The following is a 15162-nucleotide window of genomic DNA, read 5'->3' on the forward strand; positions in this document are numbered from 1 at the left end:
TCGCGTCAATGGCAGGCACCAGAGAAATGCGCTCTCGCGCGCGCCTTTTTTAACCGTTCAGCCAGAGCGCGGCCTGTTTGGCGTAATAGGTCAGAATCCCATCGGCCCCGGCGCGCTTAATGCTGGTGAGCGACTCGAGCACCACGGCCTGCTCATTGAGCCAGCCGTTTTGGCTGGCCGCCTTGAGCATGGCGTATTCACCGCTGACCTGATAAACAAAGGTCGGCGCACCGAACTGGTCCTTGACGCGGCGCACGATATCCAGATAGGGCATACCGGGTTTAACCATCACCATATCGGCGCCCTCAGCCAGGTCCAGTCCGACCTCATGCAAGGCCTCGTCGGAATTGGCAGGGTCCATTTGATAACTGTACTTGTCACCACCGCCAAGATTGGCCGAAGAACCCACGGCATCACGGAATGGGCCGTAGAAGCTCGAAGCGTATTTGGCGGAGTAGGCCAGGATGCGCGTGTGGATATGGCCCGCCGCTTCAAGGGCCGCGCGCACCTCGCCGATGCGCCCGTCCATCATGTCCGAGGGAGCGACAATGTCGGCACCGGCCTCGGCATGGGAAACAGCTTGTTTGACCAAAACATCCACGGTTTCGTCGTTCATGACATAGCCGCTATCGTCGATCAGACCATCCTGACCGTGAGTCGTGAAGGGGTCGAGCGCCACATCGGTCACAATTCCAAGCTCTGGCACGGCATCCTTGAGCGCCTTCACCGCCCGTTGCGCCAGGCCGTTGGCATTGAAGGCCTCGCGCGCATCAAGCGACTTGGCCTCCATGGGGGTGACCGGGAAGAGCGCCATGGCTGGAATCCCCAGCGCGACAATGGCGCGCGCCTCCTCCACCAGCAGATCGATGCTCAGACGCTCGATGCCGGGCATTGAGGGCACGGGCTCGCGTTCTCCCTGCCCCTCAAGCACAAAGACCGGATAAATAAAATCATCAGGTGAGAGGCGGGTCTCGCGCATCATGCGGCGAGAGAAATCATCGCGGCGCATGCGGCGCATGCGGGTGACGGGATAAGCGGCGCGGATTGGAGAAATATCAGGCATGGCGACGATCAACTCGGTCAGGTCTAAATTGAGTGAAACGGAAGCGGTAACCAAGGGGTTAAGATACCGGAAGTGGCGCCATGCTCCAACTGTCAAAGCGCACGCCGATTTGAAGCCAAACCGCATTTATGCGATTTTTGCCAGCTCGCGCGGTGCCGATGCGCCACTGACCCCACGTCCAGGCTAGACCTTCACACCGGATCCCGACAGTTGCAGACAAAGGCATCCCCACTCCTGCACGGCCCCCTGCTCGGACCGGGCGCGGCTTCACGTGCTCCGGCGCTAGCGCGCGGATTCGCCACGAGCTCCGCCACCGCACTCCTGATGCTGGCCTTGACCGCGACGGCCGATTCCACCCAAATGCCAACAGCTGCCACAGTGACCACGCCTGATTCTGTCAGCCGCGAACCCGCGCCTGCTGGCACAGCCATGACTGAAGGGCACCAGTCCGCGGCACACCAGTCCGAAGGGGAACGAGAGCAAACCAGTATTCTCTACGCCCCAGCCAGGATCCCGCGGCTGTATGAGGGCCTTGACTGGGACCACTGCGGTCCAAGACCGGTTCGGCTCGGCCCGTATCAGGCCCCTCCTCCCCTTGATCCGCTCACCCCGATTGATGTAGAAGCTGGCGGCATGATCCATCACCGGAACACGCAAGTGACAGAGCTGTTCGGTGGCGTCCATCTCGAGCGGGGCTCGCAGGCAATTGTTACTGAAACCCTGCGCCTTGAACACGACACCGGACAGGTCACCGCGCCGAGCCAAAGCTACCTTGCCTACCCCGGGATTCGCCTGATTGGCAGGGACCTTCAGGTTAACCTAGACAATGAATCAGGCCGTATTACTGGCGTCAGTTATCGCTTCAGCGGCGAGACCAACTTGCGCGGCCAGGCGGAACGGATCGAGATCGCGTCCCCCGAGTTGATGCATCTACAAAGAGTCCGTTACCACACCTCCTGTAAACCAGACAATAAAGCCTGGTCAATTCATGCGCGCAAGCTTGACTTGGACAAAGTAACTGGACGCGGCAAGGCGCGCGATGTGCATTTGCGCATCGCGGACATTCCGGTCCTATACACCCCCTATTTGAGCTTCCCGATCGACGACCGGCGCAAAAGCGGATTTCTGGTGCCCATGATTGGCAACTCGGATCAAAACGGCTTCGACATCACCCTGCCGTACTACTGGAACATTGCTCCAAACATGGACGCGACCCTGTTCCCGCGCTATATGAGCAAGCGCGGCGCCATGCTCGGAGGCGAATTCCGCTATCTGACCCCTCGTGATCAAGGCACCATCAGCGGTCAGCTCATTCCAAGCGATAGCGCCTACGACAACCGTTCGCGTGGCTCGCTGCATATCGAGCAAAGCGGGCGTTTTTGGCAGCGATGGGCGACTTCTATCGACTATAATCGAGTATCGGATGATGACTACCTGGATGATTTGGGCACTAGCCTTGATGAGACCAGCGTCCGTCATCTTCTCCAGTCTGGCACTCTGAGCTACGCTGGCAATGGTTGGTCACTCACGGGACTCATACAAACCTATCAGACCCTGGATTCCAGCAGCAGCACCTACGGCCGCCTGCCGCAGGTTTTGCTCACCCTCCCGCGTTTCGATTTTGGCCCGGGACTCAATGCCACCCTCCACACCCAATATGATTATTTCCATCATGATAGCCTCGTCAATGGTCACCGCTTCGTGCTTTTTCCCCGCTTGAACTGGCCGCTGCGGCGCAGCTATGGACATCTCATCCCAAGTTTGGGCGTCCACCTGAGTCAATACCAGCTTGAGGATCAGGAAGAAGGTTTCCCCGATGCGCCCTCCCATGCCATCCCCACCTTCGACCTGGACGGACAACTGGTGTTTGAACGCCCAATCAAATGGCTTGGCTCCCGCGCATTGCAAACGCTAGAACCCCGCTTGTTTTATCTCTACACGCCTTACCAGGACCAGAGCGAAACACCGGTTTTTGACAGCTCCGAGCTTGGCTTCAATTATTCAAACCTGTTCCGAACCAACCGCTTTACCGGCCTTGACCGCATCGGCGATGCGAACCAACTGACCCTGGGGCTGACCTCACGCACTCTGGGTCAGAGCAACGGCGAGGAATTCTTGCGCGCCAGTATTGGTCGTATGTTTTATTTCGCCGACCGTCGAGTACAGATCTCAGATTCGGAAGACATCCAGCCTGGCTCCCCCTATGCAGGCGAAATCGCCGCAAAGCTGCTCGATCACTGGAACGGCCGTGTCAGCCTGGAATGGGATCCGCAAGCGACTGAAGAGGACGCCGCGACGGATGGCACTGCGTGGAATAAGCGCACTTTTGAACTCGAGTATCGCAACCCCAATAACGACCGCCTGCTGAACCTTGCGTATCGCTTCAACCAGGACTCCGACTATGAGGATACCGATCTATCTTTCCGCTGGCCCATCAGCGAAGGCGGCACCGAATTGGTTGGCCGTTGGCTCTACTCGATGAAGCAACAACACACCATGGAAGCCATCGCAGGACTCGAGTTCGGCCAATGCTGCTGGCGTTTACGCCTGTTGGGCCAATACTTAATCAACGACAGAGACAGCGACACTGCCACCGGCAGCACCTCGGTCATGGTGCAACTGGAACTTGCAGGACTCGGTCGCATCGGCGACTCGATCGGCGAATTCCTGGCACCTAGAATTTCCGGATATCAGATCAATTAACATGCGCCATTCCAACAGCATCAACTCGTGGCTCCCAGCCTGGATGACAGCTTGGCTGACAGCCGTTGTGCTGCTAACGCTCGTCCTCGGTCAAACACAGGCGCTTGCCGCCACCATCCAGCCACTCGATGGCATCGTGGCCGTGGTCAATGACGATGTCATCGTCCAAAGTGAGCTTGAGAATGAAATCCAGCTCCTGCTGCCTCAGCTTCAGCAAAGCGGCGGCGCCATCCCGCCCCGTGCCAAACTCGAACAGCAGGTCCTCGAGCGTCTGATCCTGAAACGCCTGCAGATTCAGCGTGCCAAGCAGCTGGGCATTGAGATCGACGATGCGACTCTGACCCAGGCCATGGAGAACATTGCCGCGCGCAATGGCATGGCGCTCGACGAGTTGCAACTCACGTTGGAATCTGGTGGGGTCAACTTCAAGGATTTCCGCGAAGACACCCGCATGCAAATTCTGACCTCGCGGCTGCAGGCACAGGAGGTCGCTCGGGACATCCGCGTCAGCGAGCCCGAGATCGACCGTTTTCTCGAGACCGAATCCGACTCCCTGCTCGAACGTCGCGAGGTACGCCTGCGGCACATTCTTGTTGCCCTGCCGGACGAGGCCACACCCACGGACATCAGCGCCGCCGAGCAAAAAGCCCAGTCCCTGCTCAAACGACTGCGCGCGGGAGAAGACTTTGGGCGCATTGCCGCCGCCAATTCCGACGGACGCAATGCCGCCGAGGGTGGCGACCTCGGCTGGTTTGCCATGGCCGATGTGCCCAACCTGGCCGCTGGACCTGCCCGTCAACTCGACAAGGGCGAGGTATCAGCCCCCATCCGCAGCCCCAGTGGCTTTCATCTCATCAAGGTGAGCGACATCAAGGGCGATGATCCCAAGCCCATCAGCCAAACACATGCGCGCCATATTCTTATCCGCACCAACGAACTGGTTTCGGACGCCGACGCCAAACGCCGACTCTCGCAACTGCGCACGCGCATTATCGGTGGCGACTCCTTCGAGACCCTGGCACGGGCCAATTCCGACGACACCGGCTCCGCGCTCAAAGGCGGCGATCTTGGCTGGATCAGCCCGGGGGATACCGTGCCGGAGTTCGAGAAAACCATGAACAGCTTGGCGGCAAACGACATCAGTCAGCCATTCCAAAGCTCCTTTGGCTGGCACATCGTGCAGGTGCTTGAGCGTCGCAACCAAGACACGCGCGAGGATCTGATGCGCATGAAAGCCGTGGAAGCCATTCGCGCGCGCAAGGCCGAGGACGCAACCGAAACATGGCTGCAGCGGCTACGGGATGAAGCCTTCGTGGAAATTCGTCTCGAGGAGTTCGACGCCGGCGACGCGGACAATGCCGACTAACGCTCGCCAGCCCTTCATTCCGCGCCTTGCCCTGACTCCCGGTGAACCAGCTGGTATTGGCCCCGATGTCTGCGTCACTATCGCCCAGCAGGCTCACCCGGCCGACCTGGTCGTGGTCGGCGATGCCGCCTTGCTGCGCGAGCGCGCCGACGCGCTCGGGCTATCTCTGGCGCTCATGCCATTCGATCCCACCGCGCCGGCACGCCCGCAACAGGCGGGACAACTCAAGCTCCTGCAAAGTCTTCCCCCAGCCGCGCGGGTCCATCCCGGCATCCTGACCCCCGCTAACGCAACCCATGTGCTCGATACCCTGACGCAGGCCTGCGATGGCTGCCGCGATGGCCGCTTTGATGCCATGGTCACGGCACCCGTTCAAAAAAGCGTGATCAACGAGGCTGGCTTCGCCTTTTCCGGTCATACCGAATTTCTCGCCGCGCGCTGCGGCGGTCATCCGGTCATGCTGCTTGCGGCACCCGGTCTGCGCGTCGCGCTGGCGACGACGCACTTGCCCTTGAGAGCCGTCCCGGACGCGATCACCCCAGCATTGCTCGAGCGTGTCATCACCACACTGGAGCGCGCGCTCAGACAGGACTTTGGTATCGACGCGCCCCGCATCCTGGTGTGCGGTCTCAATCCGCACGCCGGCGAGGGTGGTCATCTCGGACAGGAAGAACAGAGCCTGATTGGGCCCGCCGTGCAGGCACTGCAAGCCCGCGGCTTGAGACTAACCGGCCCCCTGCCGGCCGATACTGTCTTTGTGCCCGATCGTCTCGCGCAAACAGATGCCGTGCTGGCGCTCTACCATGATCAAGGCCTGCCCGTGCTCAAGCATCTTGGGTTTGGCCGCGCCGTGAACATCACAGTCGGCCTGTCCATTATCCGCACATCGGTTGACCATGGAACCGCGCTTGATCTCGCTGGCACCGGCCGGGCCGATCACGGCAGCCTGGAGGCCGCCATCGACACGGCCATCGCCATCGCCAAGCAGCATCGCAAAGCGCACGCCAGCCACCAGCATCAATGAGAAAGCCAGACCCCCAAGCGAGCGCGCCGAACGCTAAAGGGCCAATGGCTCGCTTGAAGCCATGCGCTCGCGCACCTGGAGCGCGACGGCGAGCGCCTTCAGGCCAACGCGCCCATCGACCAGCGGCGTCTGTCCCAAGGCAATGGCATCGACAAAGGCCGCGATCTCGGCATCCAGGGGTTTGACGGCGTCAAGCGCGATACTCTCGCGCAGGATGCTCGGACGCCCTTGCCCCGTCTGTTCCTCGCGCGTGGCCACATCCAAACATTGTTCGGCAAAATCGAGCGACAGATAAGTGCGTGGTTGAAATACCCGGATGCGGCGAATTTTCTTCTCGGAAACACGACTAGCCACCACGTTAGCCACGGCTCCATTGGCGAACTCCAGGCGCGCGCTGGCAATATCCACGTGCTCGGTCAATACCGGCGTTCCAACGGCGCGGACTTCTGTCAGATCGCTGTCGACCAGCGCTAGGATAATATCAATGTCGTGAATCATCAGGTCAGTGACGACATCGACATCGGTCGCGCGCTCAACAAAGGCGCCAAGGCGCTGTGCCTCGATGTAGCGCGGCTGCCTGATACGCTCGGCCAGCGCCATGACGCCGGCGTTGAAGCGTTCCAGGTGGCCAATCTGCAGCAAGGCGCCGCTGCGCTCGGCCAGTTCCACCAGTTCCGCGCCCTCGGCGGTATCCACGGCGATGGGCTTTTCCAGCAGCACATGGATTCCGCGAGCCAGAAAGGGTCGCGCGACGGCCAGATGCGCGCTGGTTGGCACCACAATGCTGACAGCATCGACCTCAGCCAATAGCGCATCGGCGCTGTGATAAGCGCGGGTTCCCGCCTCGGCCGCGACCGCCGCCGCCCGTTGGGCATCGGTATCCACCACCCCAATCAGCTCGACCCGCGCGAGCCTGGAGTAAATCAACGCATGAAAACGCCCCAGATAACCGACACCTATCACCGCCACGCGTAGCTTGCTCATCGTTCAGCCCCCGAGTCCTGGAGAGGGCTCAACCGCCCGCCGCCGATCTGACCACGAGATCACTCGCGACTGGCGACTCACCATTGCCGTAAAATAGGTGAACCTGATACGCCACGGTGAGCGAGAGCCCCATGGCGACGACAATCACCAGGATTGGGAAGAGATCTATCTTTTGACGACGCTTATATGACATGGACTTAGACAGCAAATCTAAGGATTTAGGTATCCTAAGTTTACAACAGACTGAAATTTAGAAAAGGGAAAATTCACCGACAAGCGACCAGCGGTCGCTGCCCAATCGCCAAGTTGGGCAGCAGACACATGGCACCTCAAGAAGTTTCAAAGAGAGCCTAGAAACGCCTTCCCGTCAGGCCCTCTCCATCCCGCGCGCCTTGGTCGGAGCCCAACCGGCACGACCCCGGCATCCACCGCCAGCCGAACGACAACAAACATCCATGGCTACTTATGCAATCGGCGACATCCAGGGCTGCCACGACGAGTTCGCACTCCTGCTCGAGCGCCTGAGATTCGATCCAGCCAACGACCGCCTGTGGTCGGTTGGCGATCTGGTCAACCGCGGTCCCAAGTCACTCGAGGTTCTGCGATTTTTCAAAGCGCTTGGCGAGTGTGCGGCAGTCGTCCTGGGCAACCACGATCTTCATCTCCTGGCACTGGCCGCGGGCAATCAGCAGCAAGCCCGCGACAGCACCCTGGACGCCATCCTTCAGGCACCCGACCGCGATGAGTTGCTGCACTGGCTTCGCCACCGCCCGCTGTTTTTCCGCTCGAAAAAAAAGAATGTCGCCCTGGTCCATGCCGGACTCCCACCCCAGTGGGACTGCACCCAGGCCGCCGGTTTGGCAAGCGAGGTGGAGTCCGCGCTGCGCGATCCAGGTTATCAGGAATTTCTGCAGGGGCTCTACGGCAACGAACCGAGCCGCTGGCGCGATGACCTGCGCGGCATGGATCGCCTGCGCTTCATCGTCAATGCGCTGACACGGCTGCGCTACTGCGACGCCGAGGGCACACTTCTGTTAAAAGAGAAGGGACTGCCAGGCAAGCAGTCCGAGGGCGCCCTGCCCTGGTTCCAGGTGCCCGGTCGTCGCAGCCGCGATGAGCGCATCATCTTCGGCCACTGGTCAACCCTTGGCTATCACACCGAGGAGAACCTCTGGGCCATCGACAGCGGCTGCCTGTGGGGCGGGGACTTGACCGCGATTCGGGTCCGTCGCAAAAAACCCTTTGAGCGCATTGCCATCGACTGTCCCGGCCATGCCAAACCCGGCGAATAACGACCATCTCCTGCAGTCCTTGCAAACCCTGGCCGATTTCATCGCCGGCTGCCCCCGGTGTGAGCCCGCTCAAGCAGCCTGAACGTATCGCTCCAGGGTCACAAAACGCAAATCATATGGGTTACGTGCATCCGCCGGGCGCGGCTCGCTGGCGACTTCTCGCCAATGCGCGGGATTCCAGCGCGGAAAATCAACATCACCCTCGACATCCGCCTCCACCCAGGTGAGATACATGCGCGCTGCCCGCGGCATCAGGGCGCGATAGAGAGACGCACCGCCAATCACCATGAGTTCCGCCGCGCCGGCACAAGCCACAACGGCCTCTTGCGGACTCCGCACGACGGCCACCCCAGACGGCTGATAATCTTGGTCGCGCGAGACCACGATGTGCTCACGCCTTGGCAGCAGACCAGGCAGGGATTCAAAAGTCCGCCGGCCCATCACAATCGGTTTATCCAGGGTGAGCGCCTTGAAGTGCGCCAGGTCGGCAGGCAGGTGCCAGGGCAGGGCATTGTCGCGCCCGATGACGAAATTGCGTGCCAGCGCGGCAATCAAGCTAACCTTCATCGCATCTTGCCAGTGCGGAGGATGACACTGCTGTGAGGGCGAGACGCGCCATCAGCCCGCGGCCAGTTGTCGCGCGGGCTGGGAACTGACCAGGGTCGGCGCCGACCACAAGCGCTCCAGATTGTAGAAGTCCCGTACCTTTGGCAACATCACATGCAGCACAATGCCGTTTAAGTCCACCAGCGCCCACTCGCCCTCGGCCACGCCCTCGGTCCCCAGCGGAGCTTCACCAGCCTCCTTGGCCTTGTAGGCCACGGTCTCGGCAATGGCCTTTACATGCCGATCGGAGGTTCCGGAGGCCAGGATCATCAGATCCGTCACCGAGGTCTTATCGCGCACATCCATCACCTGGACATCGCGGGCTTTCATGTCATCAAGGGTGCTGAGCACCAGTTGTTTCAGGGCAAGAAGCTGTCGGTCGAGCTGCATGCAATCTCCGTTGTTTCGCGCCAAACGCGCATGGCTTGAGTCATCAATCATCAGTCGTCCCAGAATTAGGCCTTTGCCGGCCTCAATCTTCCAAGGCTCTCATCAGTTATCTCCCGCATCAATCATAAGTCAAACGGACAGCTTCTTTCGAGAAAACCACAATCCCCGTCTTGGCAAGGCAGTGCGAGCACGGTTATAGTTGGCGTTCGGAACGCTGTCGCGGGAGAGATCGGCCCATGGCCGACGCCGAAGGCGCAACTCCGCCCGGAATCGCTCAGGCACCCAGGACCGCGAAAACAGCTCCGACTCTGGAGAGCGGTTTGTCCGCCAGTGCAGGCACTGCTTCACTATCCACCGTAACATCCATCGGCGGATTGCAGGGCTTGATACGACTGCGGACCAACCCACCGAAGGGGCAGCCCGACAAGGTGTCGCGCGACGTCATCCGCGTGCGACACCCAAGGGCAAACTCTCAGGTTCAGGACAGAGGGGCGGTGCAAATATTGGCGACAAGCTCAACTCGCTGTCATTCGGAATGACCGTGAAATAACGCTTTCATCCTCTGGGATGATCGACACGATCAGCCTTATGTCACCCAGGCGACCCCTTAGGGCGACCCATAAGGGCGACAAGCTATCCGGGAAACGCGAAAAAGAGTCAAGGTTGCCCTTTGACACAAGCCCTTTTCACGTCTGCCCAAGAAGCCTGTGCCCAACCCAACTCCAGCAGCCCCGACCCAGAGACTCTTTCATGGCTCATCGCACCCCCCTCTTTGCCGCGCACCAGGCAGCCGGCGCCCGCATGGTGCCCTTTGGTGGCTGGGACATGCCCCTGCACTACGGCTCTCAAATCGAGGAACATCACGCCGTGCGCCGCGCCGCCGGGGTCTTCGATGTCTCCCACATGCGCGCCCTCGACATCTCGGGCACGCATGCAAGCGACTTTTTGCGCTACCTGCTTGCCAACGACATCGCCCGGATCAAAGACCCTGGCGGAGCACTCTACAGCTGCATGCTGAATCCCAGCGGCGGCGTGATCGACGATCTCATCCTCTACCGACGCAGCGCCGACAGCTACCGTCTGGTGCTGAATGCCGCCACCACCGACAGCGATCTGGACTGGATCAACGCCCAGGCCGAGCCATTCGCGCCGGTCATCTCCCGTCGCGACGATCTGGCCATGCTGGCGGTGCAAGGCCCCGAGGCGCGCGCCAAGGCACTACCGCTGCTTTCGGCGGATCTGAGATCAGCACTTGAGCAGCTTAAACCCTTCCATGCCTGCGAGCGCGATGAATGCTTTGTCGCTCGCACCGGCTACACCGGGGAGGATGGCCTTGAGATCATCCTGCCCAATGAACAAGTGATTGATCTATGGCAACGGCTGCTCAATGCCGGTATACGCCCCTGCGGACTGGGCGCGCGCGATACGCTGCGGCTTGAGGCCGGCATGCACCTGTCCGGCCAGGACATGGGCCCGGAGGTCTCACCATTGACCAGTGGCCTTGGCTGGACGATCGCCTGGGAGCCGAGCGAGCGGGATTTTATCGGCCGCGCGGCACTGGAGAAGCAACGCCATGCGCCGCTCGCCGAGCGCTTTGTTGGTCTGTTGCTGCTTGAGCGCGGCGTGCTGCGACATGGCCAGCCAATCGTTGTCAACGACCAAGGCGCCGGCGTGATCACCTCCGGCGGTTTCTCGCCCACCCTGGAGCGGTCAATCGGCTTGGCGCGGATCACAGCGGAGGTCACGGACGCCTGTCAGGTCGAGATTCGCGGCAAGCGACTCGCCGCGCGTCTGGTCAAACCACCCTTTGTCCGCCATGGCGAGATTAAAATCCCACGCTAGCCGGGTCCGCTGATCCCCCAATCCACCATCCCAATATACGCTCTCATTCACCCTCGCTTCACAGCCCGGAGGATCCCATGAGCCAGGTACCCACAGATCGAGTTTACAGCGACAGCCACGAGTGGCTGCTGGACAACGGCGACGGCACCGCGACCGTCGGCATCAGCGACCATGCCCAGGAAGCGTTGGGCGACCTGGTGTTTGTCGAGACGCCAAGCATCGGCGATGAACTCAGCGCCAAACAGGCCTGCGCCGTGGTTGAATCCGTCAAGGCCGCCTCCGATATCTACAGCCCGATCAGCGGCGAGGTGGTGGAAGTCAACGAGCTGCTCGTTGACAACCCGGAACTGATCAACGGCGATGCCCATGGCGAAGGCTGGATCTTTCGCTTGACGATTGCCGATCCCACTGAAATCGAAGCCTTGCTGGATGCCGAGGCCTACGGCGAGCTAATCGCCGAAGACTGAAAGCCGTGCCCCTTCTCGTGCCTGACGAGTTGGCGCCTAGCTTTGAGTCGCGTCACCGCACCCTCTCACTCCGCACCGCCCACTGGCTGGCAGTTCGCCAGCCGGGGCCAATGACTTGAAACCAACGCATGCCCTTTATTCCCCACACCCCTGAAGACACCTCGGAGATGCTGGCCCGCATTGGTGCCGAGAGCATCGAAGAGCTGTTTGACGAAATCCCGCCCGAATTGCGCGCCAGCGAGATTTCCGGCCTGGCCCCTGCCATGATGAGGGCCGAGCCGGAAATGGCCGTTGCCCGCCTGATGCGGGAGCGTGCGCGCGCCGATGGCGAGCCACTGTGCTTCCTGGGCGCCGGCGCCTATGAGCACCATATTCCAGCGGCAGTCTGGCAGCTTGCCACGCGCGGGGAATTCTACAGCGCCTATACCCCCTATCAGGCCGAGGCCAGTCAGGGCACCCTGCAGGTGCTTTATGAATTCCAGTCCATGATGACCGCCTTGACCGGCCTAGATGCCTCCAACGCATCGCTCTACGACGGTGCCTCCGCGCTGGCCGAGGCAGTGCTGATGGCGGTGCGCGCCAACCGCAAGGTGAAAAACGCACGCGTGCTGATGCCAGCCAGCGTCCATCCCTTCTACCGCCAGACGGTGCGCAGCATTGTGCGCCATCAAGGCATCGAGCTGGTCGAGGTGCCCTATGATCCGACCGGCGGCCATACCACAATCGCGGCGCTGGAGCAGGCCGCCGCCAGCGCACCCTGCGCGGCCCTGGTGGTCCCGCAGCCAAACGTCTTTGGCGTACTCGAGGAGGTCGACAGCCTGACCGACTGGGGGCACGAGCACAACGCCCTGGTGATTGGGCTAGTGAATCCCGTTGCCCTGGCGCTGCTCAGCCCACCCGGCGACTGGGGCACCCAGACTGGCAAGACAGGCGGCGCCGACATCGCCTGCGGCGAGGGCCAGCCACTTGGCATGCCGCTGGCCTCCGGCGGACCCTATCTGGGCTTTCTGTGCTGCACCCAGGCGCTGGTGCGCCAACTGCCCGGGCGCATCGCCGGCAGAACTCTCGATCTTGACGGCAATCCCGGCTTCGCTCTGACATTGCAGGCGCGCGAGCAACACATTCGCCGTTCCAAGGCGACTTCCAACATCTGCACCAATCAGGGGCTGCTGGTCACGGCGGCGACCATTCACCTGTCGCTACTCGGTGCCGAGGGGCTCGAGCGGGTCGCGGCCGCCTGCCATGCCAATACGCGCACCCTGACCGCGCGGCTGTGCGAAATCCCGGGGGTCGAGCCCGTCTTTAACCGCCCGGTGTTTCACGAGCAAGTGGTGCGCCTGCCTCGGCCGACCGACGGGATCCTCAAGGCACTAGCCGCCGAGAACATCCTCGGCGGCTTCGACCTCGGTCGCTCCTATCCCGAACTCAATGGCAGCCTGCTGGTGTGCGCCACGGAAACGCGCACCGCATCCGACATCGACCACTTTCGCGACGCGCTCGGCCGCGCCCTCTCCCACGCCAGCGCCAACTGATCCCAGAACTGATCTCAGATTCGCCATGCTGATTCACGACCATTCACACCCTGGCCGCCGCGCCGCCGCCCAGGCGCCACTAAGTCTTGCCGACTGCGACGACCTGCCCCAGGCACTGCGGCGCGCAACCCGCCCGGCCCTGCCGGAAGTCTCCGAACTGGATGCGGTGCGCCACTACACCCGTCTGTCGCAGAAGAACTTTTCCATCGACACCCATTTCTATCCGCTCGGCTCCTGTACCATGAAGTACAACCCGCGCGCCTGTAACAGCCTGGCCTCCCTGCCCGGTTTTTTGGCGCGTCACCCGGCAGCGCCAGAAAGCCATAGCCAGGGTGTCATGGCCTGCCTGTATGAATTGCAGGACATGCTCAAGGCCATCACCGGCATGCACGCCGTATCGCTCGCGCCCGCCGCCGGCGCCCAGGGCGAGCTGGCCGGGGTGCTGATGATCCGCGCCTATCACGACGCGCGCGGCGACCATGGCCGACGCGAGATTCTGGTGCCGGACGCGGCCCATGGCACCAACCCCGCCTCGGCCATCATGGCCGGCTTCGAGGTGCGCGAGATTCCAACAGGGCCCGACGGCGACGTGGATGTCGAGGCACTAAGCCAGGCGCTCGGCCCCCAGACGGCCGGCATCATGCTGACCAACCCAAGCACTGTCGGGGTGTTTGACCGCAACATCCAGGTAATCGCGAAACAGGTGCACGCCGCCGGCGGCCTGCTCTACTACGATGGCGCCAACCTCAACGCCATTCTCGGCAAGGTCCGCCCGGGCGACATGGGCTTTGATGTCATTCACATGAACCTGCACAAAACCTTCTCCACCCCGCACGGTGGCGGCGGACCAGGCGCGGGCCCGGTGGGTGTGGCCAAGCATCTCGAGCCCTATCTGCCCATTCCGCTGGTCGCGCGCGCGGGAGAAAGCCCGGGGGAGGGATTTGTCTGGCACGACGAGCACAGCCGCCCCGAGACCATTGGCCGCCTGACCGCTTTCGGCGGCAACATCGGCATTCTGCTGCGCGCCTATATCTATGCCCGCCTGCTCGGCATTGAAGGCATGCAGCGGGTGGGCGAATATGCCACCCTCAACGCCAATTACCTGCTCAAACGCCTGAGCGAGGCAGGCTTTCAACCTGCCTACCCCAAGCGCCGCGCGAGCCATGAGTTCATTATCACGCTCAAGCGCGAGGCCAAGACGCATGGCATCACCACCATGGACTTCGCCAAACGGCTGCTCGACCATGGCTTTCACGCGCCCACGACTTACTTTCCGCTCTTGGTACCCGAATGCCTGCTAATCGAGCCAACCGAGACCGAAAGCAAAGAAGTGCTCGATGCCTTTGTCGAAGCCATGATCGCGATTCGCGCGGAAGCCGAGCAGAATCCGGAAATCCTGCGCACCGCGCCGCACAGCCTGCCTGTCAAGCGCCTTGATGACGTCCGCGCCGCGCGTCACCTCGACCTGGCCTGGACGCCGCCAGCCGACAGCCACCCGTAATGAGCCCATTGACATGGCCCATCAAAATCAAAAAGGTTTAAAACGCATCATCTATGCGTTCGGCTACTCGATGAGAGGCTTCAAAGCCTGCTTTGAGCTGGAGGAAGCCTTTCGTCAAGAAGTCATACTACTCATTCCGCTCATTCCCCTTGGCCTGTGGCTGGCCGAAACTCCGGTTGAGCGCGCCCTGTTGGTCGGCAGCCTGCTGCTGGTCCCCATTGTCGAACTGCTCAATTCCGCGATCGAGGCCAATGTCGACCGCGTCGGCCTGGAGCGGCACGAACTCTCCGCCCGCGCCAAGGACATCGCCTCGGCGGCGGTTTTCTCCAGCATCGCCTTCGTGGTGGTCATCTGGCTCGTCATCCTGTTGCCAAAGATTTAGTGGTTTCGCT

General features: G+C 61.5%; 13 protein-coding genes and 2 riboswitches. Of the genes, 9 read left to right on the top strand and 4 right to left on the bottom strand.

What is annotated here, in order from left to right; genetic code table 11:
• Positions 1 to 49: 49 nt before the first annotated feature.
• Positions 50 to 1063 (bottom strand): porphobilinogen synthase, encoded by a 1014-nt coding sequence (gene hemB, locus Thiowin_RS18575; RefSeq protein WP_328984449.1) that lies wholly within the window; start codon positions 1061 to 1063, stop codon positions 50 to 52.
• Positions 1064 to 1720: 657 nt separating this feature from the next.
• Here hemB and Thiowin_RS18580 point away from each other — a divergent pair.
• From Thiowin_RS18580 to pdxA, 3 genes are read left to right on the top strand one after another with little or no spacing between them, the layout of a single operon-like run.
• Positions 1721 to 3766 carry an LPS-assembly protein LptD gene (locus Thiowin_RS18580; protein ID WP_328984450.1) on the top strand — a complete coding sequence of 682 codons (2046 nt, stop codon included), beginning with the start codon at positions 1721 to 1723 and terminating at the stop codon, positions 3764 to 3766.
• 43 nt (positions 3767 to 3809) lie between these two features.
• Entirely contained in the window at positions 3810 to 5132 is a 1323-nt protein-coding gene (locus Thiowin_RS18585; RefSeq protein ID WP_328984451.1) for a peptidylprolyl isomerase, read from the top strand.
• A complete protein-coding gene (gene pdxA, locus Thiowin_RS18590) occupies positions 5122 to 6156 on the top strand; it encodes a 4-hydroxythreonine-4-phosphate dehydrogenase PdxA (RefSeq protein WP_328984452.1) in 1035 nt (344 codons plus the stop codon). The genes Thiowin_RS18585 and pdxA overlap by 11 nt, the downstream gene beginning before the upstream one ends.
• 33 nt (positions 6157 to 6189) lie before the next feature.
• Here the strand turns inward: pdxA and Thiowin_RS18595 are convergent, their stop codons facing one another.
• Positions 6190 to 7140 carry a Gfo/Idh/MocA family protein gene (locus Thiowin_RS18595; protein WP_328984453.1) on the bottom strand — a complete coding sequence of 317 codons (951 nt, stop codon included), beginning with the start codon at positions 7138 to 7140 and terminating at the stop codon, positions 6190 to 6192.
• 455 nt (positions 7141 to 7595) lie between these two features.
• Here Thiowin_RS18595 and Thiowin_RS18600 point away from each other — a divergent pair, with 455 nt between their 5' ends.
• A complete protein-coding gene (locus tag Thiowin_RS18600) occupies positions 7596 to 8432 on the top strand; it encodes a symmetrical bis(5'-nucleosyl)-tetraphosphatase (RefSeq protein WP_328984454.1) in 837 nt (278 codons plus the stop codon).
• A gap of 69 nt (positions 8433 to 8501) precedes the next feature.
• On the opposite strand, the gene folA is transcribed toward Thiowin_RS18600, so the two are convergent.
• Complete coding sequence (gene folA / locus Thiowin_RS18605; protein WP_328984455.1) at positions 8502 to 8999, bottom strand: type 3 dihydrofolate reductase; 498 nt, start codon at positions 8997 to 8999, stop codon at positions 8502 to 8504.
• A gap of 51 nt (positions 9000 to 9050) precedes the next feature.
• Positions 9051 to 9428 carry a ribosome silencing factor gene (gene rsfS / locus Thiowin_RS18610; RefSeq protein ID WP_328984456.1) on the bottom strand — a complete coding sequence of 126 codons (378 nt, stop codon included), beginning with the start codon at positions 9426 to 9428 and terminating at the stop codon, positions 9051 to 9053.
• A 210-nt stretch (positions 9429 to 9638) separates the two neighbouring features.
• Positions 9639 to 9729, top strand: a riboswitch (glycine riboswitch).
• A riboswitch (glycine riboswitch) is annotated at positions 9730 to 9925 on the top strand.
• 253 nt (positions 9926 to 10178) lie between these two features.
• Between rsfS and gcvT the strand changes: the two genes are divergently transcribed.
• The 5 genes from gcvT to Thiowin_RS18635 all read left to right on the top strand — a co-directional run bounded on the left by gcvT (position 10179) and on the right by Thiowin_RS18635 (position 15152).
• Entirely contained in the window at positions 10179 to 11270 is a 1092-nt protein-coding gene (gene gcvT, locus Thiowin_RS18615; protein ID WP_328984457.1) for a glycine cleavage system aminomethyltransferase GcvT, read from the top strand.
• A 77-nt stretch (positions 11271 to 11347) separates the two neighbouring features.
• Entirely contained in the window at positions 11348 to 11737 is a 390-nt protein-coding gene (gcvH, locus tag Thiowin_RS18620) for a glycine cleavage system protein GcvH (protein WP_328984458.1), read from the top strand.
• 128 nt (positions 11738 to 11865) lie between these two features.
• Complete coding sequence (gene gcvPA / locus Thiowin_RS18625; protein WP_328984459.1) at positions 11866 to 13269, top strand: aminomethyl-transferring glycine dehydrogenase subunit GcvPA; 1404 nt, start codon at positions 11866 to 11868, stop codon at positions 13267 to 13269.
• A gap of 25 nt (positions 13270 to 13294) precedes the next feature.
• Complete coding sequence (gene gcvPB, locus Thiowin_RS18630; protein WP_328984460.1) at positions 13295 to 14770, top strand: aminomethyl-transferring glycine dehydrogenase subunit GcvPB; 1476 nt, start codon at positions 13295 to 13297, stop codon at positions 14768 to 14770.
• A 13-nt stretch (positions 14771 to 14783) separates the two neighbouring features.
• Positions 14784 to 15152 carry a diacylglycerol kinase gene (locus Thiowin_RS18635; RefSeq protein ID WP_328984461.1) on the top strand — a complete coding sequence of 123 codons (369 nt, stop codon included), beginning with the start codon at positions 14784 to 14786 and terminating at the stop codon, positions 15150 to 15152.
• Positions 15153 to 15162: the final 10 nt, after the last annotated feature.

This window comes from Thiorhodovibrio winogradskyi, assembly GCF_036208045.1.
Taxonomy (GTDB): domain Bacteria; phylum Pseudomonadota; class Gammaproteobacteria; order Chromatiales; family Chromatiaceae; genus Thiorhodovibrio; species Thiorhodovibrio winogradskyi.

What these genes read in the sequence shown, in the direction of transcription:
- gcvPA (WP_328984459.1), top strand. Translation starts at nt 11,866, where the DNA reads ATGCCCTTTATTCCCCACACCCCTGAAGACACCTCGGAGATGCTGGCC.
- Thiowin_RS18600 (WP_328984454.1), top strand. Translation starts at nt 7,596, where the DNA reads ATGGCTACTTATGCAATCGGCGACATCCAGGGCTGCCACGACGAGTTC.
- folA (WP_328984455.1), bottom strand. Translation starts at nt 8,999, where the DNA reads ATGAAGGTTAGCTTGATTGCCGCGCTGGCACGCAATTTCGTCATCGGG.
- Thiowin_RS18595 (WP_328984453.1), bottom strand. Translation starts at nt 7,140, where the DNA reads ATGAGCAAGCTACGCGTGGCGGTGATAGGTGTCGGTTATCTGGGGCGT.
- gcvT (WP_328984457.1), top strand. Translation starts at nt 10,179, where the DNA reads ATGGCTCATCGCACCCCCCTCTTTGCCGCGCACCAGGCAGCCGGCGCC.
- rsfS (WP_328984456.1), bottom strand. Translation starts at nt 9,428, where the DNA reads ATGCAGCTCGACCGACAGCTTCTTGCCCTGAAACAACTGGTGCTCAGC.
- gcvH (WP_328984458.1), top strand. Translation starts at nt 11,348, where the DNA reads ATGAGCCAGGTACCCACAGATCGAGTTTACAGCGACAGCCACGAGTGG.
- Thiowin_RS18585 (WP_328984451.1), top strand. Translation starts at nt 3,810, where the DNA reads ATGACAGCTTGGCTGACAGCCGTTGTGCTGCTAACGCTCGTCCTCGGT.
- Thiowin_RS18635 (WP_328984461.1), top strand. Translation starts at nt 14,784, where the DNA reads ATGGCCCATCAAAATCAAAAAGGTTTAAAACGCATCATCTATGCGTTC.
- gcvPB (WP_328984460.1), top strand. Translation starts at nt 13,295, where the DNA reads ATGCTGATTCACGACCATTCACACCCTGGCCGCCGCGCCGCCGCCCAG.
- pdxA (WP_328984452.1), top strand. Translation starts at nt 5,122, where the DNA reads ATGCCGACTAACGCTCGCCAGCCCTTCATTCCGCGCCTTGCCCTGACT.
- hemB (WP_328984449.1), bottom strand. Translation starts at nt 1,063, where the DNA reads ATGCCTGATATTTCTCCAATCCGCGCCGCTTATCCCGTCACCCGCATG.